This window comes from Haloarchaeobius iranensis (assembly GCF_900103505.1).
Classification (GTDB): Archaea; Halobacteriota; Halobacteria; order Halobacteriales; family Natrialbaceae; genus Haloarchaeobius; species Haloarchaeobius iranensis.
Genome location: NZ_FNIA01000002.1, coordinates 194,800 through 207,694 on the forward strand (window position 1 = coordinate 194,800; position 12,895 = coordinate 207,694).

Annotated in this window: 14 protein-coding genes; 13 read left to right on the plus strand and 1 reads right to left on the minus strand. The window is 72.0% G+C overall.

Annotated elements, in window-relative coordinates; all coding sequences use genetic code 11:
• Positions 1-5: 5 nt before the first annotated feature.
• The 8 genes from BLT27_RS02465 to BLT27_RS02495 all read left to right on the plus strand — a co-directional run bounded on the left by BLT27_RS02465 (position 6) and on the right by BLT27_RS02495 (position 8,702).
• Positions 6-482, plus strand: a complete 477-nt coding sequence (locus BLT27_RS02465) for a DUF7283 family protein (RefSeq protein WP_089731445.1) — start codon at positions 6-8, stop codon at positions 480-482.
• A complete protein-coding gene (locus BLT27_RS02470; RefSeq protein ID WP_089731446.1) occupies positions 460-852 on the plus strand; it encodes a DUF7285 family protein in 393 nt (130 codons plus the stop codon). Before BLT27_RS02465 ends, BLT27_RS02470 begins: the two co-directional genes overlap by 23 nt.
• On the plus strand, positions 849-1,757 hold the full coding sequence (locus BLT27_RS02475; RefSeq protein ID WP_139172234.1) for a DUF7284 family protein: 909 nt from the start codon (positions 849-851) through the stop codon (positions 1,755-1,757). The genes BLT27_RS02470 and BLT27_RS02475 overlap by 4 nt, the downstream gene beginning before the upstream one ends.
• Positions 1,754-5,047 (plus strand): DUF7286 family protein, encoded by a 3,294-nt coding sequence (locus tag BLT27_RS19560; protein WP_175526346.1) that lies wholly within the window; start codon positions 1,754-1,756, stop codon positions 5,045-5,047. Before BLT27_RS02475 ends, BLT27_RS19560 begins: the two co-directional genes overlap by 4 nt.
• Positions 5,031-5,363 (plus strand): DUF5791 family protein, encoded by a 333-nt coding sequence (locus BLT27_RS02480; protein ID WP_217639082.1) that lies wholly within the window; start codon positions 5,031-5,033, stop codon positions 5,361-5,363. The genes BLT27_RS19560 and BLT27_RS02480 overlap by 17 nt, the downstream gene beginning before the upstream one ends.
• A 69-nt stretch (positions 5,364-5,432) precedes the next feature.
• Positions 5,433-6,323 carry an SDR family oxidoreductase gene (locus BLT27_RS02485; protein ID WP_089731449.1) on the plus strand — a complete coding sequence of 297 codons (891 nt, stop codon included), beginning with the start codon at positions 5,433-5,435 and terminating at the stop codon, positions 6,321-6,323.
• Between the two features lie 43 nt (positions 6,324-6,366).
• Positions 6,367-7,527 (plus strand): DHH family phosphoesterase, encoded by a 1,161-nt coding sequence (locus BLT27_RS02490; protein WP_089731450.1) that lies wholly within the window; start codon positions 6,367-6,369, stop codon positions 7,525-7,527.
• An 86-nt stretch (positions 7,528-7,613) separates the two neighbouring features.
• Positions 7,614-8,702, plus strand: coding sequence for an aldo/keto reductase (locus tag BLT27_RS02495; RefSeq protein WP_089731451.1), 1,089 nt, complete (start codon positions 7,614-7,616; stop codon positions 8,700-8,702).
• Here the strand turns inward: BLT27_RS02495 and BLT27_RS19565 are convergent, their stop codons facing one another.
• Positions 8,703-8,873 (minus strand): HVO_0758 family zinc finger protein, encoded by a 171-nt coding sequence (locus tag BLT27_RS19565; RefSeq protein WP_175526347.1) that lies wholly within the window; start codon positions 8,871-8,873, stop codon positions 8,703-8,705.
• A 183-nt stretch (positions 8,874-9,056) separates the two neighbouring features.
• Here BLT27_RS19565 and BLT27_RS02500 point away from each other — a divergent pair, with 183 nt between their 5' ends.
• From BLT27_RS02500 to BLT27_RS02515, 5 genes are all read left to right on the plus strand, one after another.
• A complete protein-coding gene (locus tag BLT27_RS02500) occupies positions 9,057-10,307 on the plus strand; it encodes an MFS transporter (RefSeq protein ID WP_368086018.1) in 1,251 nt (416 codons plus the stop codon).
• 101 nt (positions 10,308-10,408) lie between these two features.
• Entirely contained in the window at positions 10,409-11,506 is a 1,098-nt protein-coding gene (locus tag BLT27_RS02505; RefSeq protein WP_089731452.1) for a glycosyltransferase family protein, read from the plus strand.
• 30 nt (positions 11,507-11,536) lie between these two features.
• Entirely contained in the window at positions 11,537-11,998 is a 462-nt protein-coding gene (locus tag BLT27_RS02510) for a DUF7109 family protein (RefSeq protein WP_089731453.1), read from the plus strand.
• A 66-nt stretch (positions 11,999-12,064) separates the two neighbouring features.
• Positions 12,065-12,235, plus strand: coding sequence for a hypothetical protein (locus BLT27_RS19570; protein WP_175526348.1), 171 nt, complete (start codon positions 12,065-12,067; stop codon positions 12,233-12,235).
• Positions 12,236-12,311: 76 nt separating this feature from the next.
• Positions 12,312-12,887 carry an NUDIX hydrolase gene (locus BLT27_RS02515; RefSeq protein WP_089731454.1) on the plus strand — a complete coding sequence of 192 codons (576 nt, stop codon included), beginning with the start codon at positions 12,312-12,314 and terminating at the stop codon, positions 12,885-12,887.
• The last annotated feature ends 8 nt before the right edge of the window (positions 12,888-12,895 follow it).

Below are 12,895 nucleotides of genomic sequence, written 5' to 3' on the forward strand. Positions count from 1 at the left end.
TCGGCATGTTCGACGCACCACCCGACGCCTGGTACATCTGGGTCAGCGTGGCACTCGCCAGCGTCGCCGTCGCCGGCGTCGCGACCGAGCTGCCAAGCCGCCCCGCGCCCGACGCCGCCGCCGCCGCGGACACCGTCGACGCCGTCGCGGGCTCGACCTACGCGAGCGCCGGCGAGCACCCGCTCGACGCGGACCGGGTCCGGCTCCGCCCGCACCGGCTCGCGCTCCGGACCGACGGCGAGACGAGCCACGCGACGTTCGCGTTCGGCCCCGTCGTGCCCGTCGGCGACGACCCCGCGCTCGCTCGGGTCGCACGCGGCGTCCCACCGGGGCGGGCGTTCGGCTCGGTGACCGCCTTCGAGGCGGCAATCGAGGCCGCCAGAGAGCGCGCGAGCGACGCCGGCTGGCGTCCCGTGACTGACCGACTCGTCGTCAGACATCTCGAATGGGGTGAGGTGGATGTCACGCTGGTCGACGCGTAGGGGGCAGGTCGAGCCGACGGCCGCACTCGTCGCCGTCTTCGCCGTCGCGGTCGGGCTCACGCTGTACGCCGGCGCCCTCGACTCGCTCCCCGCCGCCGAGGACTCGCGCAGTGTCGCGGAGCCGACCCTCTCGCGTGTCCACGAGTCGCTGACCGCGACCGGTGTCGCCAACCCCGCCGACCTGCACGACACGCTCGCGGCCGGCCCGGACGGCTACCACGTCGCGGTGACGCTCGCAGCCGACGGCGAACGCTGGCGCGTCGGGCCGGCAGCCCCGCCGACCGCTGCGACCGCCGCGCGCCCGGTCAGCGTCCGTATCGCGGCGGGCGTTGTCGTCTCGGGGCGGCTCCGCGTGGAGGTGTGGGCGTGAGTCCAGCCGCCGGGAACGGCGATGGTCGTGCCGTCAGCACGGTGCTCGACGTGGCTGTCTGCCTGCTGTTCGTCACCGCGGCCGTCGGAGTGCTCGCGACCGCAGACCGACCGGCCCCGGACGACTCGAACAGCGCCGACCGCGCGGCTTCCTTGCTCGGAACGACGACCGCGACGGTGCACTACGCCACGGCCGGCGGGGGCGGTACCGCGCCCGAGCGCGCGACCGTCGCGTGTCGACCGGCCACCGGCGAGACGCGGCCCGACGGCTGTCGAACCGCCCACGGGACGGTCGCGGACCTCCTCGCCCGTGCCGCAGTCGCCGACGTGGCCGACAACGAGAGCACGGGTCCCTCGCGGTTCGAGCAGGGCGTGCGGAACGCAACCCGGCAGCGACTCGCGGGAATCCAGGCCTCCTGGCAGGTCGTCGTCACGTGGCGGGGGTACCCCGACGCACCGCTCGGGGGACGCGTCGCGGTCGGGGGCGGCCCGCCACCGGGCATCGACGTCCACACCGCGACGCTCCGGGTGCCCGTTGCCGACGGGCCCGCCCGTGCTGGCACCGACGGGGACGCGATGACCGTCGATGCAGTCGGGCGGCGGGCCGCGAGCGCGACGGTTACACGCCTGTTCCCACCCGAGCCGACCCGACTCGCACTCGTGGCCGGCTCGCCGGCAGACCGACGAACGGCCGGGCGGTACCGCCGAACTGCCGCCACACTCGGCGTGGGACTCGACGGTGCTCTCGCGGACGGCTCGGTCAGGCGGGCCAACGACATCCTCGTCGGGGCGCTCGCGGCACGGTACGCCCGCGACCTCGACGCGAGAACGGGTACCGCCAGCGACGCCGCGGCGCTCGTCTCGGTGGAGACTGCGACGGTCACCGTCAGGACGTGGTCGGCGTGAGACTCGCGGACGACGAACGGGCTCGCGTCCCGTTCGCCATCGTCGGCGTGCTGCTGCTCGTGAGCAGCGCGACGCTCGCGACGACGTTCCTCACGCGTCCGTCCGGTGGTGCCGAGGCCGACGGCGACGCCGCGATGGAGCGCGCCGACGCCGCTGTGACGACCGCGCTTCGGGCGGCGGTCGACCGCGCGGCCCGGAACGCGGCCGCCGATCCGGTCGTCACCCCCGCGAACACGACGTACGGACGGGTATTGAACGAGTCGCGAGCGTTCCGTGACGCGCTCGAACTCAGGGTGTACCTGCAGGCACGCCGGGCGCTGGCCGGCATCGAGGCCAGCGCCGGGGAGGCACGGGTGACCGCCGACCTCCCGCCCATCGACGGGCCAGCCGACGCGCGTGCCGCCATCGAACGCGTCTCGCTCGCGCGGACGGGCAACGGGACGGTCTCCGTGGCCATCGCGAACGTCTCGGCGACGCTCTGGCGACACGACCGCTTCGTCGACCGCCGCACGACGACGGTCCGGTTCACGAGTGCGACGCCGGTGCTGGTCGCCCACGACCGGGTAGCCGAGTACGAGCGACGACTGAACCGCGGTCCGACCGAGGGCCGAGGGCTGGGCCGGCAGTTCGCCTCGCGGCTGTACGCCTGGACGTGGGCCCGTGGCTACGCGCAGTTCGGCGGCCTCCCGGTCGACAACGTCCTCGGGAACCGTCACGTCTCGCTGTCGGCGAACGAGGCCGCGCTCGCCACCCAGCGCGGCGTCTTCGGGACGAGCGACGACGCCGGCCGGCGGGCACTCGGTCGGGCCCGCGGCCGGCTGCTGGCACAGGAGGCCGTCGACCAGACACCGGGCGAGACCGGTATCAGTCCGGCCCAGTGGACCGACCTCGTCCTCGGCGAGCCGGACGGCTCGTTCGCCGACGCGACCCCGGACGTGGCCCCGGTCCCCGAGACGGGCACCCCACCGACGACGCACGACGACCCGGTGACAGTCGGGGTGAACGAGAGTGCGGCCGAGGCCTTCCGCCGGCTGCTCGACGGCGACGGCGGCCCGACGCTCGAACGGCTCGTCCGACGGACCTACAGCGCGTCGGTCCGGGTCCACGCGACCTCGAGGCAGGTCGCAGCGGAGCCGGCGCTGCCCGCACGGCCCCCCGGACCAGGCTGGGAACGACGGGGGCGTCGTACCACCCGGACGGTGACAGTCGACTCCGGCTCCGCCCCGGTCCCAACGCGGGCGCCGGGTTCGACGCGGTTCCTGACCTTCGAGCGAGTGGTCACCGTCACCGAGACCACGACCACGGCCTGGGCCCGGGGCGGGAACCGGACCGAGACCGAGCGCACGTCGAACCGGACGTACCGGGTCGGCGTCGCGGTCGACGCGGCACCCGCCGCGCTCGCACCGGGCTCCGATGGCCGCGTCGCGGGTGCGTTCCAGCCAGGTGGCGTGCTCGGTGGGGAGACACCGTCAGCGGTCCGCCAGCCCGTGCGGTCGGTCCTCGCCGACCGCGGCGGGCCGGACGCCGTCGCCGCCGCCGCAGCGAGGGGGCAACTCGACGAGTCGCCGACGGTGGTCTTCGGCCCGCCGCCAGAAGACGCGACGGACACGGCGTATCTCGCTGCCGCTGCACTGCGGGACCGGACGCGGAACCGCTCGGTGACGACGACGCGCGGCGACCTCGTGACGACGGCGACGCCGGCCGCCTCGTTGGCCGACGGCATCGCAGCCGACCGTCCCGAGCTCGTTTCGGCGGGCGACCCCTACCCGAGTGTCTCGGCCCGGCTTCGGGCCGCCGCCCGGGCCGCCTACCTCGACCGCCTCCTCGACGAACTCGGGTCGCGTGCCGACGCGACCGCCCGGAGCCGCGACGGGGCAGACGAGGCCCTCTCGGACCACGGCCACTCGCTCGCCGAGGCCGACGCGACGATGAACGCGAGTGCGAACACCACCAGACGGGCGGCCCCGCCCGTGGGGACCGCGGGGCCGGCGGGCCAGGTCTCGTTCGAGGTGGCCGCTGCCCCGTCGTACCTCGTCACGAGCGAGCTCGATACCGACCGTGCGCGAGCGGTACGAGCGGACGGCTTCGCACCCCTTGCCGCACGCAACGTGAACCTGTTCACCGTGCCCTACGGCGCGGCCGCCGACACCGTGACCCGACAGGTCGACCGGGGAGCCAGCGGCGACCGCGTCGCGCTCGCGACCGGGAGTCCGGCACTCGCCGCGATGGAGCACGCCGGCCGTGTCGCCGAGAACGCCAGTGCGCGCCAGCGCCGGGCGCGACTCCGTGATGCGGTCGGCAGTTCGCTGGCGAGCGTCAGAGCACAGGTCGCGACCGACCTCGCGACCACCACGACGCTCGCCCACTCCGAGGCGAACGCCGCCGTCGCAGCCGCGTACGAGCAGTATCCGACGGACGCAGCGAGAGCGGCGGCAGTCGTGAACGGGTCGCTGGTGCCGCACATCGCCCACGAGGCAGCGGACCGAATAGCGACAGACGGCGACGGTGGCGCGGCACCGAGCGCCCGACAGCGCGACGAACTCCGTCTCAGGGCACGGACCGCGCTCCGAACCGCCAGGCAGTCCGAAGCCGCCCGGCTGCCGCAGGGTCCGGTCGGGGACGCGAGCAGCTTCCTCCGCGACCGACAGCGGAGCCTCGTGTCCGCCGGTGCCCGGTCGGCCCTCCAGAACGGCGTCGAGGGGTATCTGAACGGCAGCAGCGACGAGGAGGTGCCACACACCTTCTCTGGCGTCCCGCTGGTCCCGATGTACTCGTGGGTCGTCACGACGAACGTCTGGGTAGTCGAGGTTCGCGGGACCTACCCGCGGTTCGCCGTGCGAGCGGACCGGGGGACGCCAGCGGCACCGGGCGGGTTCGACTACAGCCGCGACGGCGCGCCGGTCGCGTTCGACGTGAACGGCGACGGCACCGCCGAGCGAGTCGGCCACGCCGACCGCGTCGCGTTCGAGAACAGCGTCGCCGTCGTCATCGCGGTGCCAGCCGGCAAACAGGGTGTCGGAGACCGGAACGGCGTCGCGGACGAGCACACCAGTGGCTGGCCCTGTCCCAGTCCCGGCCGCTGGCCGGACCCGACCGGACCCGGCACGGACGCGGGAGCCGAAAACGCGTCCGATTGCAGCACTGACTTGTACACGTCGGGCCGAACGGACGACCATGTTCCACGAACACCGGACCGACGTGTCGGGACAGTCGCCACCCGAGCTGGAAGCCGAGTACGCCGCAGACCTCGCCGCCATCGTCGAGGACCACGGCGTGGACGCCGTCGTTGAGGAGACGGGACTGGACCGGGCGCTCGTCGAGTCCCTCGCGAACGAGGAGGTTCCGGCCGAGCTGACACTGGCGCAGGCCGCGGCGGTCCAGGCGCTGGCCGACGGCGTCGCCGACGCCGACACCGTCCGCGAGATGGCCTGCGAGCACCTCCTGCTCGGGATGACGACCGGCGTCCTCGACATCGACGCCGTGACCGCGGAGCTGCCGCTGAACCTGGAGGCCACGGAGGTCCAGCAGAAGATCGAGCGCCGCGCCCCGATGACGTTCCGCGAGTTCGTCCACATCCAGCACGTCATCGCGACGCACCAGCCGTAGCTGGGTCGGCTGCAGACGACAGTTCCCGACACCGAACCGCCTAACCGCTCGCCCACCCTACCGACGGGCATGCGCGTCGCGATTCTCGGCTGCGGCTACGTCGGTATCGAACTGGGACGACAGCTGACCGAGGCGGGACACGACGCGGTCGGGGTCAGGCGCTCGGCCGACGGGCTGGCGGCCATCGAGGCGGCGGGGTTCGAGGCGGTCGAAGCCGACCTCACCGACGACGAGAGCCTCACGACCGTCCCGGACGTGGACGCCGTCGTCTTCGCCGCGAGCACCGGCGGGCGCGGTGCCGACGCCGCGCGCCGCATCTACGTCGACGGGCTGCGGACCGTCCTCGACCACTTCGCCGCCCGCGAGTCGCCTCCCGACCGTCTGGTCTACACCTCCAGCACGGGCGTCCACGGCGACCACGACGGCGACTGGGTGGACGAGTCGACGCCGCTCGACCCGACGACGCCGAAGACCGAGGTGCTCGTCGCGGCCGAGGACCTGGCGCTGGACGCGGGGGAGACCCACGGTATCGACGGCACCGTCGCGCGCTTCGCCGGGCTGTACGGCCCCGACCGCTACCGGCTGGAGCGCTACCTGTCCGGGCCGGTCACGGAGGGCTACCTCAACATGGTCCATCGGGACGACGCGGCCGGGTCGGTCCGATTCCTGCTGGCGGACGACCTCGCCCGTGGTGCGGTCGTGCAGGTCGTCGACGACGAACCCGTCTCGAAGTGGGCGTTCGCCGACTGGCTCGCGGAGCAGTGCGACGTCCCGGAGCCGCCGAAGCAGACCAAGGCGGACCGGCTCGCCGACCCCGGACTCTCCGACGCGGCGAAACGACGCATCCGGACGTCGAAGCGCTGCTCGAACGAGCGGCTCCGCGAGCTCGGCTACGAGCTCCGGTATCCGACGTTCCGGGCCGGCTATCGCGCCGCTGTCGGGGAGTATCGGGTGGAGTGACCGAGTGGGAACCTTCTTACTCGTCCGATGTGAGACGTGGGGTATGGGGTTCGCTGTCACCCCGGCCTCGATAACCGCCGCCAACGCCGTTGACGCAGCCACGAACGACCCGATGATGGCTGCCGGTGTACTGCTCGCGGTGGTTCTGGGGGCCGGCGCGGGACTGGCCGGCGTCCAGCGGCTTCGTCGGTCGCCAGGCGAGCGATTCGAGCGAGCCATCCGTGGTGTCGACGAGGTTTCGATACTGCTGCACCCGAACCCGGACCCGGACGCGATGGCCGCCGGGATGGCCGCCGCAGACCTCTGTGAACACGCGGGCGCAGACGCCTACCTCCAGTATCCCGGCGAGATTCGCCATCAGGAGAACCGCGCGTTCCGCACCGTGCTCGACCTCGACCTCGAACAGATCGAGACCGCAGGCGACCTCGCATCGGACACGGTCGTTCTCGTGGACCACAACACGGCACGTGGGTTCCAGGGTGCCCAGGGCGTCGAGCCGTACGCGGTCGTCGACCACCACCCCGGCAACGGCACCGGCACCGACCACACCGACATCCGGACCGACTACGGCGCGTGTGCGACCATCTTCGCGGAGTACTTCGAGGACCTCGACGCCAGCCACGGCAACGGCGACGAGGGCCTCGCACTCGACTCGAAGACCGCCACCGGGCTCGTCTACGGCATCCTCTCCGACACGAACGACCTGACGAAGGGCTGCTCGGCGGCCGAGTTCGACGCCAGCGCGTACCTCTACCCGGCCGTCAACGAGGACCTGCTCGACCGCATCGCCAATCCGCAGGTCCCCGACGAGGTGCTCAAGACGAAGGCGAAGGCCATCGTCGAGAAGGACGTGGACGGCCCCTTCGCCGTCTGTGACCTCGGCGCCATCCCGAACGTCGACGCCATCCCGCAGGCCGCCGACGAGCTGATGCACCTCGAAGGCGTGAGCGCGGTCGTCGTGTTCGGCGAACAGGACGACACTGTCCACATGTCAGGCCGGTCGCGCGACGACCGCATCCACATGGGCGAGGCGCTGCGCGCTGTCGTCGCGGACATCCCGATGGCGGACGCCGGCGGCCACGCCCGCATGGGCGGCGGCCAGCTCTCGAAGGAGCACATGGAGGGCCTCGGCCCCTCCGACGGCGTCTCCCGTGACGACTTCAAGCGCCGGCTGTTCGACGCGATGGCCGGGTCGAGAGGGTAGTCGGCTGGCTCAGACGGCACGACCCCGACCGACGACACGCGGCCTCGAACGCGCTCCTTTTCACCACCACACGACAACGTCCACGCATGGTCACCAGCAATGCGTCGTGGGCCTACCGCGACGAGTTCCACGAGGCCTTCGCGCGGACGTTCTACCGACGATTCGGTGACGGCCTGGTGTCGAGCATCGGCGTCGGCACGTACCTCGGCGAGCCGACCGACGAGGTCGACGAGCGGTACCACGACGCCATCACGGAGGCGCTGGCGACGGGCGTGAACGTCGTCGACACGGCCATCAACTACCGGTGTCAGCGCTCGGAGCGGGTGGTCGGGCGGGCGCTCGCGGACTCGGACGTGGACCGCGACGCCGTCCTCGTGTCGACGAAGGGCGGGTTCGTCCCGTTCGACGGCTCGCGGCCGGCTGACCCGGGGGCGTACATCCAGTCCGAGTACGTCGACACCGGCATCGTCGACCCGGACGAGCTGGTCCGGGGAAGCCACTGCATGGCGCCGGCGTTCCTCGACGACCAGCTGGACCGGTCGCTGGCGAACCTGGACCTCGACACCATCGACCTCTACTACGTCCACAACCCGGAGACACAGCTCGCTGAGCACGACCGCGAGACGGTGTACGACCGGCTGGAGGCGGCGTTCGAGCGGCTGGAGGAGCGTGCGGCGGCGGGCGACATCGACCACTACGGGGTGGCCTCGTGGGAGTGCTTCCGGGTGCCGGCGGACCACGAGTCGTACCTCTCGCTGGCAGAAGTTATCGCACGGGCGCGGTCGGCGGCGGAGGCAGCGGGGAACGCGGCGACGCACTTCCGCGCGGTACAGCTCCCGTTCAACGTCCACATGGCCGACGGGTTCACCGTGGAGTCACAGCCCGCCGCGGACGGCCCGGTGAGCACGCTCCGGCTGGCACACGAGGCGGACCTCGACGTGTTCACGAGCGCGTCGATACTGCAGGGCGACCTCGCGGACGGGCTCCCCGAAGACGTGGATGCACGCGTCGCTGGCGAGACGTCGGTACAGCGCGCGATAAACTTCGCTCGGTCGGCGCCAGGCGTGACCTCCTCGCTGGTCGGCGCGAGCCGAACCGAACACGTTGCCGAGAACGTGGACGCGGGACGGTTCGAGCCGCTGGGTGCGGACGCGTTCGACGCGACGTTCGAGTGACTACCTGATCTCCTTCCACTCGCCACCGCAGTCTGGACAGACCCGCACCGTGCCCACCTCGTCCGGGTCGTTCTTCGTCTTGAGCGTCTTCTTGCACTCGGCGCAGTTGAGCCGCTCGTACGTGTCCTTCTCCAGTGTGCCGTCCCTGAGGGCCTTCCTGACCGATTTCATGTCCCGACGGTACGAGGGGGGGCGGGAAAAAGGCCGGGGTGTCTTCGCACCACATCGCTGGCAAGAGCGGGGACGCGACGGGTGTAGGCTGTCGGCCAGCCCCCGGTTGCACGCCCCCTCGAACGGCCGGCAATTCTGTTTCGGTTCGAAAGGTTTGAACGGGGGCCGGGAGTACCACCGTTCGTGACGGAACAGCCACGGAACGAGTCCGAGAACCGGCGAGACGGGCGCCTCGGCGTGTTCGGCTCGCTCTGTACGATGGTGTTCCTCGTGAACTTCGCGCGGGTCGTCTTCGCGCCGCTGCTCGACCCCTTCCGTCTGCAGTTCGGTATCGGCACCGAGGGGGCGGTCGGGCTCATCGCGACGCTCGCCTGGGTCGGCAGCGCCCTCCCGCGCATCCCGACGGGCTACGTGCTGACCCGCGTCCCCCGGCACCGCGTCGTCGGCTGGACCGGACTCGTGTTGACGGCGTCGGCCACGTTCACCGCCGCGGCGACCTCGCTGACGATGGTCTACGTCGGCGCGCTCTGCATGGGGCTCGCCAGCGGCGCGTACTTCATCGCAGCGAACCCGCTGGTGAGCGAGCTGTTCCCCCGACGGGTCGGCCGCGCGATCGGCGTCCACGGCATGTCGAGCCAGCTCGCGGCGGTCGCCGCGCCGTCGTTCGTCGGGCTGGTGCTCATCCGCGACGCGTGGTGGGTGCCGGTGCTCGGGCAGACGGAGGCGTGGCGGGTCGTCTTCGTCGCCATCGCGGCGGTCACGGCGGTCACGACGGCCGTCTTCTACGTCGTCGCGCGGCGGACGACGATGCCGGTGGCGGGTGCGGAGGACCGCGACCTGCTCTCGGCGCTCCGGCGGCAGTGGAAGATCATCCTCACCGGGCTGGCCATCCTCGGCGCGACGGGGTTCGTCTGGAACGGCGTGTTCAACTTCTACGTGCGGTACATGACCGTCACCAAGGGCCTGTCGGCGGCGCAGGGGCGCACCCTGCTGACGCTGGTCTTCCTCGCGGGCGTCCCGGCGTTCCTGCTCACCGGCGACCTCGCGGACCGGGTGTCCCACGTCCCGCTGCTGCTCGCGCTTCTCGGCGGCTTCGTCGTCTCGCTGCTCGGGCTCACGGTCGTCGGCGGCTTCCTCCCGCTCGTCGGGGTGACGCTCGCCCTCGGCTACATCGTCCACAGCACGTTCCCCGCCATGGACACGTTCATGCTGGACTCGCTCCCCGACGAGAACCGGGCGTCGGCGTACGCGCTCTACTCCGGGTCGATGATGCTCGTGCAGGCGACCGGCAGCGTCGCCGTCGGCCTGCTCGTCGACGCCGGCATCGGGTACGACGCCGCGTTCCGGGGGTTCGCGGCGGTGCTCGTGCTCGTGCTGGCCGGACTCGTCGGGCTGTTCCTGCTCGACCGGCTCCCCTCGGGTGCCGAACCGTGAGCCCGGGCCACGGTCGCGGTCGGAGCCGGCGCGGCCCCGGGCCGCGGTAACCCGTTCCCCAGTCGGGGCCGTTTTAGGACTGTGGACCTGACCCTCGGTCGATGGAGTACGTCCAGGAGCGGGTCGCCACGCTGCACGACCTCGCCGACCCGACGCCGGACGCGCCGACCGACCGCGCGGCCGTCGTCGTCCCGATGACCGAACGGGAGTACGCCGGGCTGGCCGCCGAGCGCGTGCTGACGACGCTCGCCGAGGTCGACCCCGCCGCGGTCGTCGTGCCGTTGCGCGCGCCACCCGAGCGCGTGTCTGACTTCCACGAGTGGCTCGACTCGTTCGACCTCGAGGTGGAGCTGCTGTGGTGCTCGGCGGACCGCGTCACCGACCTGCTGGCGGACCATGGCCTCGACAACGGCTTCGGGAAGGGCCGCGACGTCTGGCTCGCGCTCGGCGTCGCCGCCGAGGCCGCGGACTACGTCGTCGTCCACGACGCCGACGCGAAGACCTACTCCGAGCGCCACGTCCCCCGGCTGCTCGCGCCGGTCGCCGGCGAGTTCGAGTTCTCGAAGGGCTACTACGCCCGCGTCGAGAACAACCAGCTCTACGGCCGGCTGTTCCGGCTGTTCTTCACGCCGCTGGTGCGCGCGCTCGACGACGCACACGACCACCCGTTCCTCGACTACCTCGACGCCTTCCGCTACGCGCTCGCCGGTGAGTTCGCCATGACCGCCGACCTCGCCAGCGAGGTGCGCGCCCAGCGCGCCTTCGGGCTGGAGGTGGGGATGCTCTCGGACGCCTACGAGCACGCCGGCTTCGCCGGCACGGCGCAGGTCGACCTCGGGAAGCACGAGCACGACCACCGGTCGGTGTCGGGGCCGACGGGCCTCTCGGACATGGCCGACCAGGTCGGTCAGGCGCTGTTCAACGCGCTCGACGACCACGGACTGGAACCCGACTTCGAGACGCTGCCCGACCGTTACCGCGAGACCGCCGACGGGCTGGTCCGCCAGTACGCCGCCGACGCGCGCTTCAACGGTCTCGACTACGACGCCGCCGGCGAGCGCGAGCAGGTCGCGGCCTACGCCGGCTCCGTGCATGCTCCCCACACCGACACCCGACTCCCGGCCTGGACCGACGTGTCGTTCGAGCCGGCTGACGTTGCCGCGGCCGCACGCGAGGCCAGCGACGAGCTGGTCGAATGAGTCTTTACCCCGTCGCCCGTGGCACCCGACATGCGCCTGAGTGAGGACGAGCTCGCCGGCGTCGTGGACACCTTCGGCGGCCTGACCCGCGCGGAGCTGCGGCGGGCGGTCGAGGAGGTCGCGTTCCGCGCCGGCGAAGACGTCGACGCCGAGACCGTCCAGGGCTGGGTCGACGACGCCACCGAAGCGTACCACATCGTCGCCTACGACGACGGCGAGCGCACGCTGTACGTCGCAGGGCCTCGGGCGTTCCCCGAGGAGCCACCTCACGGCGATGACCTCCCGCACATCATGGACGTCGAGCCGCGGGAGGTCGACCGCGCGGCACTCGGCGAACAGGTCCGCGAGCGGCTTGCCGAGGAGGCGACCGCCGCACTCGCCGGCGCAAACGAGGCGCGCGCCCACGAGCTACTCGACGTGACCTACGACCTGGAGGCGTGGGCGCCAGTCGACTGCACGGCCGTCCGGAGCCGGCTGGACGCGCGACTGTAGCCACGTCCGACGGTCGGTTCGCGGGGGAGCTGGCACACTTTTGGGCGTCACGACCGTCGTTCCGGTATGGAGCTCCGAGTCGAACGGCTGTTCACGTGGCGGACAGGCGGACTGTTCGTCGTCGGACTGCTCGCCGGCGTGGTCACCGCGACCGTCACCGACGGCGTCGTTCCGACGGCGGCGGTCCTCGCCGCGACACTCGTCGCGCTGCTCGTCGCCGACTACCTGCAGTGGTAGGGCGGCGGGGAGTCCGTCGGTGCAAAGCCGACGCGGAGAGTGAACGCTTTAGGGCCGCAGGCCGTAGCCGCTGGCGATGGACCTGCGTCGTGTCGCCGAGTTCAGCCCCCGTTCCGTGGACGACGAGCCGCGGGACGCCGGCGTGCTCATTCCGGTCGTCGAGCGCGACGACCGGCTGTTCCTCATTTTCACCAAGCGCTCCGAGGACCTCGGCAAGCACGCCGGACAGATGAGCTTCCCCGGCGGGGGCTACGAGCCCGGCGACGCCGACATCGAGGAGACCGCGCTGCGCGAGGCCTACGAGGAGATCGGCCTGCTCCCCGAGGAGGTCGAACTCGTCGGCCGCGTCGACGACATCCGAACGATCACGGAGTACGCCGTCACGCCGTTCGTCGGCTACGTCCCGGACCGCGAGTACCACCCCGACGAGCGGGAGGTCGCCGAGGTCGCCCTGCTGGCGGTCGACGCGCTGCTCGACCCCGAGAACTACCGCTACGAGCGGCGCGACCACCCGTACTACGGCGACATCGTCATCCACTACTTCACCGTCGACGGCTTCACCGTCTGGGGCGCGACCGCCCGCATCCTCGTCCAACTGCTCGAACTGACGACGGACTGGCGCGCGCCCGAACGGGTCGACCGACGGGTGTGAGGCCTGAC

Coding starts and splice junctions, on each gene's coding strand:
- BLT27_RS02470 (WP_089731446.1), top strand. CDS start 460: ATGTCACGCTGGTCGACGCGTAGGGGGCAGGTCGAGCCGACGGCCGCA.
- BLT27_RS02515 (WP_089731454.1), top strand. CDS start 12,312: ATGGACCTGCGTCGTGTCGCCGAGTTCAGCCCCCGTTCCGTGGACGAC.
- BLT27_RS02505 (WP_089731452.1), top strand. CDS start 10,409: ATGGAGTACGTCCAGGAGCGGGTCGCCACGCTGCACGACCTCGCCGAC.
- BLT27_RS02465 (WP_089731445.1), top strand. CDS start 6: ATGTTCGACGCACCACCCGACGCCTGGTACATCTGGGTCAGCGTGGCA.
- BLT27_RS19565 (WP_175526347.1), bottom strand. CDS start 8,873: ATGAAATCGGTCAGGAAGGCCCTCAGGGACGGCACACTGGAGAAGGAC.
- BLT27_RS02510 (WP_089731453.1), top strand. CDS start 11,537: ATGCGCCTGAGTGAGGACGAGCTCGCCGGCGTCGTGGACACCTTCGGC.
- BLT27_RS02485 (WP_089731449.1), top strand. CDS start 5,433: ATGCGCGTCGCGATTCTCGGCTGCGGCTACGTCGGTATCGAACTGGGA.
- BLT27_RS02490 (WP_089731450.1), top strand. CDS start 6,367: ATGGGGTTCGCTGTCACCCCGGCCTCGATAACCGCCGCCAACGCCGTT.
- BLT27_RS19570 (WP_175526348.1), top strand. CDS start 12,065: ATGGAGCTCCGAGTCGAACGGCTGTTCACGTGGCGGACAGGCGGACTG.
- BLT27_RS02495 (WP_089731451.1), top strand. CDS start 7,614: ATGGTCACCAGCAATGCGTCGTGGGCCTACCGCGACGAGTTCCACGAG.